We start from the raw sequence: 16646 nt of genomic DNA, 5'->3' as shown, positions 1-16646 counted from the left end.
GCGGGACGGCTGGACGGCCGAGCGGACGGGCCGCCTCTTCTTCGAGTCCCCTAGGGGATCTTGCAGAGGCAGAAGGGGTGGCCCGCCGGGTCGGCGTACACGCGGAAGTCGCGCCTGCCGCCGTCGTCGTCCACGTCCAGCGGCCGGGCGCCGAGGGCGAGCACCTTCTTCTCGGCCGCCTCGATCTCCTCCGTGGTGCGCCCGGCGTCGAGGTCCAGGTGGACCTGCTGGGCGTTCACGTCGGAGCGGGGCCACTCCGGCGGGCGCAGGTCGCCCACCCGCTGGAACGACACCTTGACGCGGCCGGGGAGGACGAGGTCCACCCAGTCGCCGTCGTCCTCGATGGTGCCGCCGATGATCTGCGCGTAGAACTCGGCGAGCCGGCGCGGCTCGGGGCAGTCGAGGACGACGTTGCGCAGCCTGGCGAAGGGGGTGGTGGTGTCCTGGGCGTGGGCCTCGGTCATGTCTCGCTCCTTCGACGGGTGGAGGACGGGGGCGCGGAGGGCGGGGCGCGGAGGGCGGGGCGCGGAGGGCGGAAGCGCGGAAGGCGGCGGCGCCGGGCGCGGGGATCTTCTTCCCGCAGGGGCCCCGTCTTCCACTGTTTCCACTGTGACGTCCGGGTGGAACAGTCGCGAGCCGTCGGGGGACGGGGCTGCGGGCACCCCCGGGGGCAGGCCCCGGCGGCCTCGGCTCCGGCCCCGCAGGGCTACGCCTGGGGGCGGCCCATCGCCCGGTAGGTCCAGCCTGCCGCTCGCCACTTCGCCGGGTCCAGGGCGTTGCGGCCGTCCAGGATCAGGGGGGTCGTCGCCGCTGCCGCCAGCTCCGCCGGGTCCAGGTCGCGGAACTCCTGCCACTCCGTGAGGTGCAGGACGACGTCCGCGCCGCGGACCGCGTCCAGGGCCGTGTCCGCGTAGCCGAGCGTGGGGAAGAGGCGGCGGGCGTTCACCATGCCCTTGGGGTCGTACACCGTGACCTGGCCGCCCTGGAGGTGGATCTGGCCGGCGACGTTCAGGGCCGGGGAGTCGCGTACGTCGTCCGAGTCCGGCTTGAACGTCGCACCGAGCACCGCGACCCGCTTGCCGAGGAACGAGCCGCCGCCCAGCGCCTCCCGGGCCATCTCGACCATCTGGCCGCGCCGCCGCATGTTGATGGAGTCGATCTCGCGCAGGAAGGTGAGGGCCTGGTCGGCGCCGAGTTCGCCGGCCCGCGCCATGAACGCGCGGATGTCCTTCGGCAGACAGCCGCCGCCGAAGCCAATCCCGGCCCGCAGGAACTTCCTTCCGATCCGGTCGTCGTGCCCGAGGGCCTCCGCCAGCATCACGACGTCGCCGCCCGCCGCCTCGCACACCTCGGCCATGGCGTTGATGAAGGAGATCTTCGTGGCGAGGAAGGAGTTCGCGGAGGTCTTCACCAGCTCGGCCGTCGGGAAGTCCGTGACGACGAACGGGGAGCCCTCGGCGATCGGCGTCGCGTACACCTCGCGCAGCAGCGCCTCCGCCCGCTCGCTGCGCACGCCGACGACGATCCGGTCGGGGTGCAGCGTGTCCTTGACGGCGAAGCCCTCCCGCAGGAACTCCGGGTTCCAGGCCAGCTCGACCTGGTCGCCCGCCGGGGCCAGCTCCGCGAGGCGCGCCGCGAGCCGGTCCGCGCTGCCCACCGGCACGGTGGACTTGCCGACGACCAGCGACGGCTTGGTGAGGTGCTTGGCGAGGGACTCCAGGGCGCTGTCCACGTAACTCATGTCGCAGGCGTACTCGCCGTGCTTCTGCGGGGTGTTCACGCAGATGAAGTGGACGTCGCCGAAGTCCGCCGCCTCCGCCCAGTCCATGGTGAAGCGCAGCCGGCCGCTCGCGCCCTCGAAGCCCGCCACGTGCTTGCGCAGCAGCTCCTCCAGACCGGGCTCGTACATGGGGACCTCGCCCCGCGTGAGCATGTCGATCTTCTCGGGCACGACATCGAGCCCGAGCACCTCGTAGCCGAGTTCGGCCATGGCCGCGGCGTGCGTGGCGCCGAGATAGCCGGTGCCGATCACGGTGATCTTGAGGGCCATGCGGTGCTCCAGAGGTGCGGGGGCTTCGGTGCGCGGACCGAGCATAGTCCGGCGCGTCCCGCCCCTCACCTGCCCGGTTTCCCGCTGTCGGCAAGCTCACGTATCCGTCTCGCGGGCGCGCCACTAAAATTTGGGTTACTTAACGGTAATTAGCGTCCTTGGAGCGTGAGAGACCTTGGCCGGATCGGCTGATTTCGACCTGTACCGCCCGTCCGAGGAGCACGACATGCTCCGCGACGCGATCCGCTCGCTGGCCGAGGCGAAGATCGCGCCCTTCGCCGCCGCGGTGGACGAGGAGGCCCGCTTCCCCCAGGAGGCGCACGACGCGCTGGTCGCCAACGACCTGCACGCGGTCCACGTACCGGAGAGCTACGGCGGCGCCGGCGCCGACGCGCTCGCGACGGTCATCGTGATCGAGGAGGTGGCGCGCGTGTGTGCCAGCTCCTCGCTGATCCCGGCCGTCAACAAGCTCGGCTCGCTGCCCGTCATCCTCTCCGGCTCCGAGGAGCTGAAGAAGAAGTACATGTCGGCGCTCGCGGGCGGCGAGGGCATGTTCTCGTACTGCCTCTCCGAGCCGGACGCCGGTTCGGACGCGGCGGGCATGAAGACCAAGGCCGTGCGCGACGGCGACTTCTGGGTGCTCAACGGCGTCAAGCGGTGGATCACCAACGCGGGCGTCTCCGAGTACTACACGGTGATGGCCGTGACGGACCCGGAGAAGCGTTCGAAGGGCATCAGCGCCTTCGTCGTCGAGAAGGGCGACGAGGGCGTCTCCTTCGGCGCCCCGGAGAAGAAGCTCGGCATCAAGGGCTCCCCCACCCGCGAGGTCTACCTCGACAACGTCCGCATCCCCGCCGACCGCATGATCGGCGAGGAGGGCACGGGCTTCGCCACGGCGATGAAGACCCTGGACCACACCCGCATCACCATCGCGGCGCAGGCCCTCGGCATCGCGCAGGGCGCCCTCGACTACGCCAAGGGGTACGTCAAGGAGCGCAAGCAGTTCGGCAAGCCGATCGCCGACTTCCAGGGCATCCAGTTCATGCTCGCCGACATGGCGATGAAGATCGAGGCGGCCCGCCAGCTCACGTACGCCGCCGCGGCCAAGTCGGAGCGCGGCGACAGCGACCTCACCTTCCAGGGCGCGGCCGCCAAGTGCTTCGCCTCGGACGTGGCGATGGAGGTCACGACGGACGCGGTCCAGCTCCTCGGCGGGTACGGCTACACCCGTGACTACCCGGTCGAGCGCATGATGCGCGACGCGAAGATCACGCAGATCTACGAGGGCACGAACCAGGTCCAGCGGATCGTGATGGCCCGCAACCTGCCGTAGCCTGCGGCGCTTCGGCGGTGACGGTGCCCTCTCCCTGAGTCCAGGGAGAGGGCACCGTCGCGCGCCCCAGAAGGGGCACCCCGCGCCTCAGCCGTCCAGCTGCTCCAGCGTCGCGATCGACGGGCCCCTGCGGGACTGTTCCGCCCGGGCCACGTCCTCCGCCGCGCCCAGGACGCGGACCGCGTTCCGCCACGTCAGCTTGGCCAGGTCCGGCTTCGACCAGCCGCGGTCGATGAGCTCCGCTATCAGGTTCGGGTAGCCCGCCACGTCGTCCAGGCCGGACGGCGTGAACGCCGTGCCGTCGTAGTCGCCGCCGATGCCGATGTGGTCGATGCCCGCCACCTCGCGCATGTGGTCGAGGTGGTCGGCGACCGTGGCGGCGGTGGCGATCGGGCGGGGCGTCGACTCCTCGAAGGCCGCGTGGACCTTCATGCCCGCCACGGAGGTGTCGAGGTGGTGGAAGCCGTGCGCCCGCATGTTCTCGTCGGCGGCCGCCGTCCAGTCGACCGCCGCCTGGAGGACGAACTTCGGGACGAAGGTCGCCATCGCCACGCCGCCGTTGGCGGGCAGCCGCTCCAGGACGTCGTCCGGGATGTTGCGCGGATGGTCGCAGACCGCGCGTGCGGAGGAGTGCGAGAAGATCACCGGCGCCACCGACGTGTCCAGGGCCGCCCGCATCGTCGTCGCCGCGACGTGCGAGAGGTCCACCAGCATGCCGACGCGGTTCATCTCGCGCACGACCTCGTGGCCGAAGGCGGAGAGGCCGCCGACGCCCGGCTCGTCCGTCGCCGAGTCCGCCCACGCGATGTTGTCGTTGTGCGTGAGCGTCATGTAGCGCACGCCCAGTGTGTGCAACGCCCGCAGCGTGGCGAGGGAGTTGTTGATGGAGTGGCCGCCCTCGGCGCCCATCAGGGAGGCGATGCGCCCCTCGGAGCGGGCCTGCTCCATGTCCGCGGCGGTCAGCGCGCGGGCCAGGTCCGCCGGGTAGCGGGTGAGCAACTGATCGACGCAGTCGATCTGTTCGAGCGTGGCGCTGACCGCGCAGTCCCCGGTCAGGTCGGTGCGGACGTACACCGACCAGAACTGCGCGCCGACGCCGCCCGCCCGCAGCCGGGCGATGTCCGTGTGCAGACTGCCGGTCTGGTCGGCGGCGATGTCGAGGCGGCCGATGTCGTAACCGGCCTTCTCGCGCAGCGCCCAGGGCAGGTCGTTGTGGCCGTCGACGACCGGGAAGTCGGCGAGGAGTGCGCGTGCTTCGTCGAGGGCGCTCATGCGATCACGTCCGGAGCGTTCATGCGAGCGAGTCGGGAGTCCATGCGATCACTTTCCCGAACCGAAGCCGAATCCGGAACCCGCGCCCTCGACCTTGGCCCGCAGCCGCTTGCCCTTCTCCGTCGCCTGGTCGTTCAGCTCCTGCTGGAACTCCCGCATACGGGCGAGGAGTTCGGGGTCGTGGGCGGCCAGCATGCGGGCCGCGAGCAGGCCGGCGTTGCGCGCGCCGCCCACCGAGACCGTGGCCACCGGGACGCCCGCCGGCATCTGCACGATGGAGAGCAGGCTGTCCATGCCGTCCAGGTACTTCAGCGGGACGGGGACGCCGATGACCGGCAGCGGCGTCACCGACGCCAGCATGCCGGGCAGATGGGCCGCGCCGCCCGCGCCCGCGATGACCGCCTTGAGACCGCGGTCCGCGGCCTGCTCGCCGTACGCGATCATCTCGTGCGGCATGCGGTGCGCGGAGACGACGTCCACCTCGAAGGGGATCTCGAACTCGGCGAGGGCCTGCGCGGCCCCCTCCATGACGGGCCAGTCCGAGTCGGAGCCCATGACGATGCCGACGACGGGAGAGGTCACGGGAGAGCTCATTCGGTGATCGTTCCTCTGAGGTAGCCGGCTGCGTGGCGGGCGCGGTCGAGGACCTCGTCCAGATCGTCGCCGTAGGTGTTCACGTGACCGACCTTGCGGCCGGGCTTCACGTCCTTGCCGTACATGTGGATCTTGAGCTGGGGGTCGCGGGCCATGCAGTGCAGGTACGCGGCGTACATGTCGGGGTAGTCGCCGCCCAGGACGTTGGCCATCACCGTCCAGGTGGCGCGCGGGCGCGGGTCGCCCAGCGGGAGGTCGAGCACCGCGCGGACGTGGTTGGCGAACTGCGAGGTGATCGCGCCGTCCTGCGTCCAGTGGCCGGAGTTGTGCGGGCGCATCGCCAGTTCGTTGACGAGGATGCGGCCGTCGTGGGTCTCGAAGAGCTCGACGGCGAGGTGGCCGACCACGCCGAGCTCCTTGGCGACGCGCAGCGCGAGCTCCTGCGCCTCGCCCGCCAGGGCCTCGGACAGGCCGGGCGCGGGGGCGATCACCGTGTCGCAGACGCCGTCGACCTGCTGGGACTCGACGACGGGGTAGGCCACGGCCTGGCCGTGCGGGGAGCGGACGACGTTCGCCGCGAGCTCGCGCACGAAGTCGACCTTCTCCTCGGCGAGCACCGGGACACCGGCCCGGAAGGGGTCTTCGGCGTCCTCGACGGAACGGACGAACCACACCCCCTTCCCGTCATAGCCGCCCCGCACCGTCTTGAGGATCACGGGGAAGCCGTCGCCGCCGTCCACCGCGCCCTCGGCCGCGAAGGCGGCCACGTCGGCCGGGTCCTCCACGATCCGGTGGCGCGGGCAGGGCACGCCGATCTCCGTGAGCTTGACGCGCATCACGCCCTTGTCCTGGGCGTGCACCAACGCGTCGGGCCCCGGACGGACGGGGATGCCGTCCGCCTCCAGGGCCCTGAGGTGCTCGGTGGGTACGTGTTCGTGATCGAAGGTGATCACGTCGCAGCCCCGCGCGAAGTCACGCAGCGTGTCCAGGTCGCGATAGTCGCCGATGACGACATCGCCGACGACCTGGGCCGCGGAGTCCTGCGGGGTGTCACTGAGGAGCTTGAATTTCAGGCCGAGGGGGATGCCCGCCTCGTGGGTCATGCGGGCGAGCTGACCGCCGCCGACCATGCCGACTACCGGGAACGTCACACCCCCAGGGTATCGGCCGGTATCGGCCACCGGACATCGGCCGGATCCGGTGCCCTCCGTGACCCCGCTGTCACAGCGGCGCCACAGTGTCCGGGCGCCCGCGCGCGCCGGGCAGGCCCGCTGGTTAGCATGGCTGGGTCGACACGACCGAATCACCAATCCGTCGGCACGTACACGACCGGTACGCATCGACCGGTACGCATCGACGGGGGCTGGGGCGACGACCATGACGGAACGCGGCGCACTGCGGGTGCGGCTGAACAGCCTCAAGCGCGAGATCGCCAAGTTCGGAGCCGTGGGGGCGGTCGGAACCCTGGTGAACTTCGGGGTCTTCAACCTCGTGCGGCACGTGACGGATCTGCACGTGGTGCGGGCCAGCGTGATCGCGACAGTGGTGGCCATCGCCTTCAACTACGTGGGGTTCCGCTACTTCACCTACCGTGACCGCGACAAGAGCGGCCGCACCAAGGAGCTCACGCTCTTCCTGCTGTTCAGCGTGGTCGGCCTGGTGATCGAGAACGGCGTGCTCTACGCGGCGACGTACTGGTTCGGCTGGGACGGCAGGCTGCAGGCGAACTTCTTCAAGTTCCTCGGCATGGGCATCGCGACGCTCTTCCGCTTCTGGTCCTACCGCACCTGGGTGTTCAAGGCGCTGCCCGCCCGCGAGACCGTCGCGCATGCCGAATCGTTCCTGGAGGAGACGGAGAAGCCGCCGGCCGTACGACGGGCGAGCTGAGCGGTCCCTTCGTCCTCACTCACCGCACCGTCTTGTCCTCCGGCGCGTCGAGGTCGGCGCCCCTGGAGAGCGGCGTACGCGACAGGAAGAGGCCGAAGACCGGCGGCTTGGTCTGCAGCATCTCGAGCCGGCCGCCGTCCGCCTCGGCCAGATCCCGGGCCACCGCGAGGCCGATTCCCGTCGAGTTGCGGCCGCTGATGGTCCGCTCGAAGATCCGCGCGCCGAGGTCGGCGGGGACGCCGGGCCCCTCGTCGGTGACCTCGATGACCGCCTGGTTGCCGGTGACGCGGGTACGCAGCGCGACCGTACCGCCCCCGTGCATCAGCGAGTTCTCGATCAGCGCGGCGAGCACCTGCGCCACCGCCCCCGGCGTGCCCACCGCCTCCAGGTGCCGCTTGCCCGAGCTGACGACGGCGCGGCCCGCGCTGCGGTAGGCCGGGCGCCACTCCTCCAGCTGCTGCTTGACCACCTCGTCCAGGTCGAAGGCGACGGCCGAACCGGTGCGCGGATCACGGGAGTTGGTGAGCAGCCGCTCCACGACGTCGGTCAGCCGCTCGACCTGGGCCAGCGCGATCGTCGCCTCCTCCTTCACGGTGTCCAGCTCCTCGGTGACGGTGATCTCCTCAAGGCGCATGGAGAGCGCGGTGAGCGGGGTGCGCAGTTGGTGCGAGGCGTCGGCGGCGAGCCGGCGCTCGGCGGTCAGCATGCGTCCGATCCGCTCGGCGGAGGAGTCCAGGACGTCGGCGACCCGGTCCAGCTCCGGCACCCCGTACCGCTTGTGGCGGGGGCGCGGGTCGCCGGAGCCGAGGCGTTCCGCGGTCTCGGCGAGGTCGGTGAGGGGGGAGGCGAGGCGGTTGGCCTGACGCACCGCGAGGAGTACGGCGGCGACGATGGCGAGCAGCGCCACGGCGGCGATGATCAGGAGCGTGCGGCCGACCTCGCGGGTGACGGCGGCCTTCGGCTCCTGGACGGTGACCTTCTCGCCCTGCTCTCCGGGGCGGGTGACGCTGATGACCTCGCCGCCGGGGCGGGTGCCGATCTCGATGGGCGCGCGGCCCGGCAGCTCGATGCGGGCGTAACGGTCGGTGGCGACCTGGTCGCGCAGGATCTCGCCGGTGATCTTCTCCTCGCTGATCAGCCGGCTGTCGACGATGCTGGCCAGGCGCAGCGCCTCGGAGTCCACGCGCTCCTTGGCGCTGCTGCTGATCGTCTTGGTCTCGACGATGACGAGGCTGACGCCGAAGACGGCGATCACGACGAGGACCACGGCGAGGGTGCTGTTGATCAGGCGACGGCGCATGGGGCCAGTCTCTCGCGTGCGCCCCTCCCGGGGCATGGGGAACGGTGCCGAGCCGCGAGGCGTCCCTCAGGGGCGCGAGGAACTGCGCGGCCAGCCACCGACGGGCCGCACCCGCGTCTGCCTCCGGCGGTTCGACGGCGGGTGCGGGTCGCTCTGGCTCGCTCGCGCAGTTCCCCGCGCCCCTGACGGGGCCCGCCACCCCAGGGGCGCGAGGAACTGCACGCCCAGCCCTCCACAACCCGCAGACGCGGCTGCCTCCGGCGGTCCATCGGCGGCCGCGGGCCGTCCCCGCTTGCTCGCGCAGTTCCCCGCGCCCCTGACGGGGCTCGGCCCCCCGGAGGGGGTGCCGTCAGCTTTTTTCGAAGCGGAAGCCGACGCCCCGTACCGTCGCGATGTACCGCGGATTCGCCGCGTCGTCGCCGAGCTTCTTGCGCAGCCAGGAGATGTGCATGTCGAGCGTCTTGGTCGAGGACCACCACGTCGTGTCCCAGACCTCGCGCATCAGCTGGTCCCGGGTGACGACCCGGCCCGCGTCCCGCACGAGCACCCGCAGGAGGTCGAACTCCTTGGCGGTGAGCTGGAGTTCCTCGTCGCCCATCCACGCGCGGTGCGACTCGACGTCGATCCGCACGCCGTGCGTGGCGGGCGCCTCCTTGGGCTCGCTGGCCCCGCGCCGCAGCAGCGCCCGGACCCGGGCCAGCAGTTCGGCGAGGCGGAAGGGCTTGGTCACGTAGTCGTCGGCGCCCGCGTCCAGACCGACGACGGTGTCCACCTCGTCGGCGCGCGCGGTCAGGATGAGGATCGGCACCGTGAGCCCGTCGGCGCGCAGCCTGCGGGCCACCTCCAGGCCGTCCATGCCGGGCAGCCCCAGATCCAGCACGACAAGATCGACACCGCCCTGCAGACCGGCGTCGAGAGCGGTCGGGCCGTCCTCACGCACTTCGACCTCGTAACCCTCCCTGCGCAGGGCGCGAGCCAGTGGCTCCGAGATGGACGCGTCGTCCTCGGCGAGCAGTACACGGGTCATGGAGTGATGGTAGTCCGCACTGGACAGCCGTCGTGAGCTGCTCGCACAGTGGAGGTGCGGGCCTGCGTCCATGGGATGCGATTCTGAGAAACACCTTTGAATGTGTGCCGTTGGTTGCAGCGACACCTGTGATCCATGTCTCAAGTCCTTCCATATGCCTCCCTGCCGTGTCGTATGGTGACCCAACGCCTGATGCACTACTCAAGGACCTTTGGCCCGCTGTGCGCGCCTTAGGTCTCTTTTATGTGCGGGCCGGCTCCGGCCAGCCTTGAAAGGAATGACCTGTGGTCGGGCCCTGAGCGCGAGGATGCGCCAGGGTGTGGATCCCGGAGTCGCCGTCCCTCACCCCTCGATCAGGGGTGAATCTCCCCTGGGCGTGGGGTTGGACGCCGCGACAACGGTGCCGACCGCCCCCCACCGGGCGCGCACACGCTCCTGCCGCGCGTCCCGAACCCACGAGGATCGACCATGGCGTCCAGCCTGACGAAGGACTCCGCCAGTACCCCTGGCAGCGAGAAGACCTTCTTCGGCCACCCCCGCGGACTGGCCACACTCTTCATGACCGAAATGTGGGAGCGCTACAGCTTCTACGGCATGAAGGCCCTGCTCCCGCTCTACCTGATCGCCCCCGGCGGCATGAGCATGAGCGCCACGACGGCGACGGCGATCTACTCCGTCTACATGTCGATGGTCTACCTGCTCGCCATGCCCGGCGGCTGGATGGCGGACCGCTTCTGGGGGCCGCGCAAGACGGTCGTCATCGGCGCCGCCGTCGTCATCCTCGGACACATCACGCTCGCGCTGCCGACCTCGGCCTCCTTCTTCGCCGGCCTGGCGCTCGTCGCCATCGGTTCGGGCCTGCTGAAGGCGAACATCTCCGTGATGGTCGGCCACCTCTACAAGGGTCCGCAGGACCCGCGCCGTGACGGTGGCTTCACGCTCTTCTACATCGGCATCAACCTCGGCGCCTTCCTCGCCCCGCTGTCCATCGGCACGGTCGGCGAGAACGTCAACTGGCACCTCGGCTTCGCGCTCGCCGCGGTCGGCATGGCGCTGGGCCTCGCCCAGTTCATGCTCGGCTCGCGCCACCTGAGCGAGCAGAGCAGCGTGGTCTCCCAGCCGGCCACGCCCGAGCAGCGCCGCTCCGCCCTGCGCAACGGCCTCATCTGGCTGATCGTCGCCGCCGCGCTCTACACGCTGATGGGCGTCACCGGCAGCTTCGCCGACTGGGCGCTGATGCCGCTGATCATCGCCGGCCTGGTCATCCCGGTCACGGTCCTCGCCCGCATGAAGCGCGACAAGGAGCTCTCGCAGCTGGAGCAGTCGAAGCTGTCCGGCTACATCTGGTTCTTCCTGGTCGCCGCCGTCTTCTGGATGATCTACGACCAGAACGGCTCGACGCTGTCGATCTTCGGCAAGGGCTCGACGACCAACAACCTGCTCGGGTTCGACTTCCCGACCTCCTGGTACCAGTCGCTGAACCCGATCTTCATCATGGCGCTGGCCCCCGTGGTCGCCTCGGCCTGGCTCTGGCTGAACAAGCGGGGCAAGGAGCCGAGCACGGCCGTCAAGTTCGCCTCCAGCCTGACGCTGATCGGCATCTCCTTCGCCGTCTTCCTCATCCCGCTGATCGACACCGCCAACAACGGCGGCCGGGTCAGCCCGATGTGGCTCGTGGCGATCTACTTCATCCAGACCGTCGGCGAGCTCTGCCTCTCCCCGGTCGGCCTCTCGCTCACCACGAAGATGGCGCCGGAGAAGTACAGCGCGCAGATGATGGGTGTCTGGTTCCTCGCGGTCACCGCGGGCGACTCGGTGACGGGTCTGCTGACCTCTCCGCAGCTCGGGGTGGACCTGAACAACTCGGGCGCGGTCGCGGTCGAGGCGATTCTCGCGGTCCTCGCGGGCTTCGGGATCTGGACGTCGCGCAAGAAGGTCAAGCGACTCATGGGTTCGGTCAACTGACCGTCGCCGGCCCAGGCCGGTGAGCCCGGGAAAGGGCCGCTGCTCCGTTCGTCGGGGCGGCGGCCCTTCGCCGTTGCCTCCCGCGGCATGCGAACAGAGGGCCGTTCGGCCACTCGCGGTGGTGGTGCGGAGCGTTTCTGCGGGTGCGGGGCGGGCGGGGCGTGGAGCATCTGGCCATGCGTCGTACGTTGCTGTCCCTCGCCCTCTCGCTGTCCCTCTGCGGAGCGTTCCTGTCGTCCGGTGCGGCGGCCGGGGCGACCCCCGAACTCCCCTCGCGGCCCGCCACGAAGCCGTCCTCCGGCCCCGTGCCGTCCCTCGGCCCCGTGCACTCCTCCGGCCAGGTCTTCCGGTACGGAGGTCATCCGCGCCAGAACATCACCGTGTACGGGCGGAAGGGCCCCGCGCTGGTGATCCTGCACGGCGGCTACTGGGCGCAGGACACGGACTGGAGCGGGCGGGCGCGGTGGTTCGCGGCGCGCGGGTTCACCGTGTACGACACCGACTACCGGCTGACGTCGGACGCGGTGTGGCCCGCGCAGCGGGACGACGTGCTCGCGGCGCTGCGGTGGGTACGGCGGCACCAGGGCGGTGGGCGTCCTCTCGTGCTCGGGTCGTCGGCGGGCGGGCACCTCGCGCTGCAGGCCGGTGCGTACGGGGCCGGGCGGGACCGGGTCCGCGGGGTCGTGGCCCTCTCCCCCGTGGCGTCGCCGTACCGCGCCTGGCGTGACGGGGCGCGGCTCGGGGCGTCGGCCGAGCGGCGGAAGCTGCGGGGGGCCGCGGAGCGGCTCGCGGGGTGTGTGCCGGGGCTGGGGGCGGGGCGGGGGTGTACGCGGAGGTGGGACGACCTGGGCGTCGCGTCCCATGCGTCGGGGGTGCGTGACGCGCCGTTGCTGTTCGTGCACTCCGTGGGGGACTTCGTGCCGGTGGCCCACTCCGTGGAGGTGGCGAAGGCGGAGCGGGGGGCGGGGGCGCGGGCGGGTGACGTCAGCGTGCGGACGGTTTCCGGGTCCGCGCACGGGGGTGCGTTGCTGAAGGGGCGGGGGGTGTCGGGGGTGGTCGTGAGGTGGCTCAAGACGCGTTAGCCCTGCGGTGGGCTTGGGCGGTGTGTCTTTGCGCAGTTCCCCGCGCCCCTCAGCGTCTGCCCCCACCGGTCCGGTTTCGGGTGCGGGTCGAGTTCGGTTGCTCGCGCAGTTCCCCGCGCCCCCCAGCGTCTGCCCCGGGCCGCTCTCTCTCGGGTGCGGGTCGAGCCCCGTTGCTCGCGCAGTTCCCCGCGCCCCTCAGCGTCTGCCCGCGCCGGTCCGGTTTCGGGTGCGGGTCGAGTTCGGTTGCTCGCGCAGTTCCCCGCGCCCCTTAGCGTCTGCCCTCGGCGCCTTGTCTTCGGCTGCGGGTTTCGTCTTTGGTTGTTCGCGCAGTTCCTCGCTCCCCTTGGGGGCCTCACCGAGGAGGCCTCAGGGGCGCGGGGAACTGCGCGAACTGCCCCCGCGGCGCCGCGGACGTACAGCCAACGGGAAGCCCCCAAGCTCTCGCGACGTTCCCCGCGCCCTCGGCGAGGGCCTCGCGGGCGCTCCCTCAGGGGCGCGGGGAACTGCGCAGGCACGAGCCTCAGCGCGCGGCGCCACGCCTCGGCAGGAACGTGAAGACCGCGCCGCCCAAGAGGATCACCGTGCCGGCCACCAGGCCGAGCGCCCTCAACGCGCCGTTGTCCTCCGCACCCGTCTCCGCGAGACCGCCTCCGCCGGAGGTGGAAGCTCCACCCGAGGCGGAAGCGCCGCCCGCCGCGGAGCCGCCCCCCGTGGCGGAGCCGCCGGACGCCCCGCCCGGCTGGGCCTTCGTGTCGATCTCCAGGGAGACCTCGCTCTTCGTCGGCGTGCACGTCGTCGTCGTACCCAGCGCCTTCACCGTCAGGACACCCGGCGACAGCGTCGACCTGCCGTCCGCGCCCGGCTTGTACGTGCCGGTCAGGTCGGGGATCGTCATCGGGTCACCGGACTTGATGGGGTCCTTGTTGGTCGGGCCCTCCACATGCACCGTGCCCTTGTCCGCGCCGCCCAGCTTGACCTCCATGGACGGCTTCACCGAGTCCGCCGGGATGTCGGCGGGGCTGTCCATGACGGCCTTCTTGAACTGGACCGTGAGGCCGTAACCGCCGCCGTCCTTCTTGGCGTTGATCTGGACCGGAGACGTGGCTTCCTTGTCACCGATGGGCGTCTTGCACTTGTAGGGGGTCTGGACCTCCTTGCCCGGGAAGTCGGTCCGGCCGTCGCCGCCCCCCGTGGTGCCGCCCCCGGAGGTGCCACCGCCCGAGGTCCCACCGCCGGTGGTCCCGCCGCCCGGGGTGCCCCCACCGGTGGTCCCGCCACCCGAGGTGCCACCGCCCGACGAGCCGCCCGTCGAGCCGCCGCCGGCCTCCGTCACCTTGATCGTCGCGCCCGCCTTCACCTGCTCCTCGGGCTTGCACTTCGTGTCCGTCGAGATCGGCTTGCTGACGTTGATGTCGTACGCGTCCGGCGTGAGCGTCACCTCCCCCGGCGCCGTCAGCTTCAGCTTGCCCTTCATGTCCGACAGGATCATGGGGCTGTTCTTCTTGATGGGCGGATTCGTGCGCTCACCCGCCATCGCGACGTCCCCGGTCTGGCCGCCCGCCACCTTCAGCGTGCCGGTCGGCTTCACCGTGTCCTTGTCGAGGTCGAGCACGTCCGGGTTGCTGGACGCGGCCTGCGTCGTCTTCCAGACGATGTCCACCTCGTCGCCGACCTTCGCCGTGGCGGGCGCGGTGATCTCCACCTTGGTCGTGCCGTGCACGGGCGGCAGACCGGAGATCGACGGGGGAATGCACTCCGTCTTGTAGGCGACTTCGGCGGCCTGTGCGGGGCCCGCGGTCAGCAGGATGCCCGCTCCGCCCAGCAGGAGCGCGACCGAGGCCGCGCCCGCTCTCCGTCGATGCGTGATCACGTGGTTCCTTTCGTCGGACTGTTGTCGGACGGTGCGGAGAGCCGGCCTGCGGGTGCGCCGGGGTCTGTGTCGGGGGTGAACCAGGGCAGCGACGAGGTCGCCGGCTCACCGGCTGCGGAGCCGCTCGTGCCGGAGCCGCCCGTACCGTGGCTGCCCGCGCCGGGGCCGGGCCCGGCCGCGCCTGTGTCCCCGAGGGAATGCGTGCGGGGCGTCGGCGCCGCGTGCGCCGCCCGGTGGTCCGCCGCCAGCGCCCCCTGCGGCAGCCCCAACCGCGGGACACGACGGGCGAGTTCGGCCAGCCGGCCCGTGCGGTGCCGGCCCGCCCGCGCGGAACGGCGCCGGTGCGGGCGGAGCCGGTCGACGGCCGCCATGCCGATGCGGAAGACGGCCGCGGGCACCACGACGCAGAGCAGGATCCAGAAGACGGTCACGCCCCACGGGCGCCCCACGCCCCACGGCTGCTCGGCGAGGACCTTCCCGCCGAACTTCAGCGAGACCAGGTAGTCGCCGTGCGCGCCCGCCGAGAGCTCCACCGGCAGCGTGATCCGCGCCTTCTTGCCCGGCGCGACGGTGCCCCGCCACTGCTGCTCCTCCCACTGCGGCGCGAACACACCGTGGGAGGTGCCGACTTGGAAGACGGGATCCTTGACGGGGGCCGAGCCGACGTTGCCGACGGTGAACTCCAGCTTGCGCTGCGGCGGTGCGCCGAACCAGGTCAGGACCCCGCTGGAGCCTTCGAGGCCGGTGTCCGTCAGGACGGAGAGCCGGCCGCCGCCGGCCTGTTCGGGCAGCGCCTTCACGGGGTGGCCCGCGACCTTCAACACCGCGTCGACCTGCTGGGTGTCACCCGTCACCGTGGCGACGTGCACCACGCAGGGGCAGGGCGCGGGCGGCTCCGCCACGGGGAGCTTCTTGCCGAAGGCGCCGGACTTGTCCGTGGTGACCGCGCGCCCCTCGGAGTTGGCGCAGGAGTTGGTGCCGCCGACCACACCCTTGCCGGGCTCGGCCTGGCCGCAGACGAGCATCATCAGCAGGGCGTCGGGCCGCCATCCCGTGCCCTTGACGGTGACGGACCCTCCCTTGCCCGCCTGCGACGCGGAGAGCCGCACGGCGGGCTTGTCGCCGGCCGCCGCCGCCCGGGTCTGCGGCAGCAGCAGGAAGCCGAGCACGGCCAGCGCGGCCAGGGCGGCGAGTACGGCGCCGGCCGCGGGGCCGGACCTGTTCTTCCCGTTCACAGCTCTTCTCCCGTCCCCGCTCGGGCCAACTCCCGCGCGCCGTTCTCCTGTTGGGCCTCCGGTCCGGGCTGTCCGGGCTCTTCGGGCTCTTCGGTGCGCCGCCACCGTCTGCGTACGAGAGCGACGGCGCCGCCCGCGGCACCGAGCAGCAGCGCGCCCACGCCCGCCACGGCGCCCCACGGCACGAGGCGGGCCGAGGCCGACGCGGTGTCCCGGGCGCCGCCCGCCGCCGTGGCCGTGAGCTCGACGTCGACCGCGTCGAGCGCCGGGGCGTCCTTCCACGGCTCGGTCAGCGAGACCCGGCGGCCGGGCAGCAGCTCGACGGGCAGCGTCCGCGCGGGGCGGTCGAGGAGGGTGCCGAACAGACCCTCCGCGCGCACCGCGAGCCGCGGGGTCAGCACGGTGTTGCCGCGGTTGACCAGGTCGTACGTGATGCGGCCCGCGTCGGCGTCGAGCCCGACGCGCTCCACGGTGAGCGCGGAGAGCGTCGGCCCGCCCACCCGCAGGTGCACCCGCACGCCCACCGTGCGCCCGCCGCCGCTCGCGACGATCGCGCCCGGGTGGTCGCCGGGCAGCGCGCCGGTGGGGACGGTCACCGTGAACGGCACCTCGGCGCGGGTCCGCGCGGGCACCCTCACCTGCCGTCGTGCGAAGGTGATCCACGCCCCGGTGCCCTTCGGCCGACCCTCGGCCGGGGTGACGGAGACCGCCCCGGACGCGGTGTTGTCCGCGTCCGCGCCCCGCAGCGAGACGGTGCGGGGCTTCGGCCCCGGGTTGGTGACGGACAGGGTGTCCTGGAGCACCGAGCCGGGGGTGCCCTCCGCGTAGAAGGCGGGCCGTCCGTCCCGCACGGGCCGGGTGCCGCCGCCGGCGGAGGGCGCGACCGTCCACGGCGCCGAGCCGCCGCCGTCCGCGTGCGCGGGAACCGCGGCCGCCGCCATCAGGGCGACGGCGCACAGCGCGGCCCGCGCGGAGGACGTCATGGGCGGCTTCGGCGGCATGGGCGGCTTCGGCGGCATCGGCGGCTCCTG

14 protein-coding genes are annotated in these 16646 nt (G+C 71.9%); 4 read left to right on the top strand and 10 right to left on the bottom strand.

Features of this window, described 5'->3' with window-relative positions; translation table 11 throughout:
• Positions 1-50 precede the first annotated feature (50 nt).
• Together ACZ6B8_RS32920 and ACZ6B8_RS32915 are read right to left on the bottom strand one after the other, a co-directional pair.
• A complete protein-coding gene (locus ACZ6B8_RS32920) occupies positions 51-464 on the bottom strand; it encodes a VOC family protein (RefSeq protein ID WP_471085939.1) in 414 nt (137 codons plus the stop codon).
• Between the two features lie 242 nt (positions 465-706).
• Entirely contained in the window at positions 707-2050 is a 1344-nt protein-coding gene (locus ACZ6B8_RS32915) for a UDP-glucose dehydrogenase family protein (protein WP_471085936.1), read from the bottom strand.
• A gap of 175 nt (positions 2051-2225) precedes the next feature.
• On the opposite strand from ACZ6B8_RS32915, the gene ACZ6B8_RS32910 reads away from it, so the two are divergent.
• The gene (locus tag ACZ6B8_RS32910; RefSeq protein WP_471085933.1) at positions 2226-3383 is read left to right on the top strand and encodes an acyl-CoA dehydrogenase family protein; all 1158 of its coding nucleotides are present in this window, start codon (positions 2226-2228) and stop codon (positions 3381-3383) included.
• 87 nt (positions 3384-3470) lie between these two features.
• Here the strand turns inward: ACZ6B8_RS32910 and ACZ6B8_RS32905 are convergent, their stop codons facing one another.
• From ACZ6B8_RS32905 to ACZ6B8_RS32895, 3 genes are read right to left on the bottom strand one after another with little or no spacing between them, the layout of a single operon-like run.
• Positions 3471-4655, bottom strand: coding sequence for a dipeptidase (locus ACZ6B8_RS32905; RefSeq protein ID WP_471085921.1), 1185 nt, complete (start codon positions 4653-4655; stop codon positions 3471-3473).
• Positions 4656-4703: 48 nt separating this feature from the next.
• A complete protein-coding gene (gene purE, locus ACZ6B8_RS32900; RefSeq protein WP_471085918.1) occupies positions 4704-5249 on the bottom strand; it encodes a 5-(carboxyamino)imidazole ribonucleotide mutase in 546 nt (181 codons plus the stop codon).
• Positions 5246-6400 (bottom strand): 5-(carboxyamino)imidazole ribonucleotide synthase, encoded by a 1155-nt coding sequence (locus ACZ6B8_RS32895; protein ID WP_471085915.1) that lies wholly within the window; start codon positions 6398-6400, stop codon positions 5246-5248. Before ACZ6B8_RS32895 ends, purE begins: the two co-directional genes overlap by 4 nt.
• 226 nt (positions 6401-6626) lie before the next feature.
• Between ACZ6B8_RS32895 and ACZ6B8_RS32890 the strand changes: the two genes are divergently transcribed.
• Positions 6627-7136, top strand: coding sequence for a GtrA family protein (locus ACZ6B8_RS32890; protein WP_471085912.1), 510 nt, complete (start codon positions 6627-6629; stop codon positions 7134-7136).
• A gap of 19 nt (positions 7137-7155) precedes the next feature.
• Here ACZ6B8_RS32890 and ACZ6B8_RS32885 read toward each other — a convergent pair whose 3' ends face one another.
• A complete protein-coding gene (locus ACZ6B8_RS32885) occupies positions 7156-8436 on the bottom strand; it encodes an ATP-binding protein (protein WP_471085909.1) in 1281 nt (426 codons plus the stop codon).
• 349 nt (positions 8437-8785) lie between these two features.
• Complete coding sequence (locus tag ACZ6B8_RS32880; protein WP_150168682.1) at positions 8786-9463, bottom strand: response regulator transcription factor; 678 nt, start codon at positions 9461-9463, stop codon at positions 8786-8788.
• A 468-nt stretch (positions 9464-9931) separates the two neighbouring features.
• On the opposite strand from ACZ6B8_RS32880, the gene ACZ6B8_RS32875 reads away from it, so the two are divergent.
• Both ACZ6B8_RS32875 and ACZ6B8_RS32870 read left to right on the top strand, forming a co-directional pair.
• Positions 9932-11428, top strand: a complete 1497-nt coding sequence (locus ACZ6B8_RS32875) for a peptide MFS transporter (RefSeq protein ID WP_471085905.1) — start codon at positions 9932-9934, stop codon at positions 11426-11428.
• Positions 11429-11604: 176 nt separating this feature from the next.
• Entirely contained in the window at positions 11605-12510 is a 906-nt protein-coding gene (locus tag ACZ6B8_RS32870; RefSeq protein WP_471085902.1) for an alpha/beta fold hydrolase, read from the top strand.
• A gap of 520 nt (positions 12511-13030) precedes the next feature.
• Here ACZ6B8_RS32870 and ACZ6B8_RS32865 read toward each other — a convergent pair.
• Genes ACZ6B8_RS32865 through ACZ6B8_RS32855 form a run of 3 tightly spaced genes read right to left on the bottom strand, consistent with a single transcriptional unit; the run spans position 13031 to position 16634 of the window.
• A complete protein-coding gene (locus ACZ6B8_RS32865) occupies positions 13031-14377 on the bottom strand; it encodes a hypothetical protein (RefSeq protein ID WP_471609583.1) in 1347 nt (448 codons plus the stop codon).
• A complete protein-coding gene (locus ACZ6B8_RS32860; RefSeq protein WP_471609565.1) occupies positions 14377-15615 on the bottom strand; it encodes a hypothetical protein in 1239 nt (412 codons plus the stop codon). Before ACZ6B8_RS32860 ends, ACZ6B8_RS32865 begins: the two co-directional genes overlap by 1 nt.
• Positions 15612-16634, bottom strand: a complete 1023-nt coding sequence (locus ACZ6B8_RS32855) for a COG1470 family protein (RefSeq protein WP_471609564.1) — start codon at positions 16632-16634, stop codon at positions 15612-15614. The genes ACZ6B8_RS32860 and ACZ6B8_RS32855 overlap by 4 nt, the downstream gene beginning before the upstream one ends.
• Positions 16635-16646 lie beyond the last annotated feature (12 nt).

The organism is Streptomyces sp. NPDC041122, from assembly GCF_055592445.1.
This window is presented reverse-complemented; position numbering and strand designations above follow the sequence as displayed.

What these genes read in the sequence shown, in the direction of transcription:
- ACZ6B8_RS32885 (WP_471085909.1), bottom strand. Translation starts at nt 8,436, where the DNA reads ATGCGCCGTCGCCTGATCAACAGCACCCTCGCCGTGGTCCTCGTCGTG.
- ACZ6B8_RS32875 (WP_471085905.1), top strand. Translation starts at nt 9,932, where the DNA reads ATGGCGTCCAGCCTGACGAAGGACTCCGCCAGTACCCCTGGCAGCGAG.
- ACZ6B8_RS32880 (WP_150168682.1), bottom strand. Translation starts at nt 9,463, where the DNA reads ATGACCCGTGTACTGCTCGCCGAGGACGACGCGTCCATCTCGGAGCCA.
- ACZ6B8_RS32905 (WP_471085921.1), bottom strand. Translation starts at nt 4,655, where the DNA reads ATGAGCGCCCTCGACGAAGCACGCGCACTCCTCGCCGACTTCCCGGTC.
- ACZ6B8_RS32855 (WP_471609564.1), bottom strand. Translation starts at nt 16,634, where the DNA reads ATGCCGCCGAAGCCGCCCATGCCGCCGAAGCCGCCCATGACGTCCTCC.
- purE (WP_471085918.1), bottom strand. Translation starts at nt 5,249, where the DNA reads ATGAGCTCTCCCGTGACCTCTCCCGTCGTCGGCATCGTCATGGGCTCC.
- ACZ6B8_RS32870 (WP_471085902.1), top strand. Translation starts at nt 11,605, where the DNA reads ATGCGTCGTACGTTGCTGTCCCTCGCCCTCTCGCTGTCCCTCTGCGGA.
- ACZ6B8_RS32915 (WP_471085936.1), bottom strand. Translation starts at nt 2,050, where the DNA reads ATGGCCCTCAAGATCACCGTGATCGGCACCGGCTATCTCGGCGCCACG.
- ACZ6B8_RS32920 (WP_471085939.1), bottom strand. Translation starts at nt 464, where the DNA reads ATGACCGAGGCCCACGCCCAGGACACCACCACCCCCTTCGCCAGGCTG.
- ACZ6B8_RS32890 (WP_471085912.1), top strand. Translation starts at nt 6,627, where the DNA reads ATGACGGAACGCGGCGCACTGCGGGTGCGGCTGAACAGCCTCAAGCGC.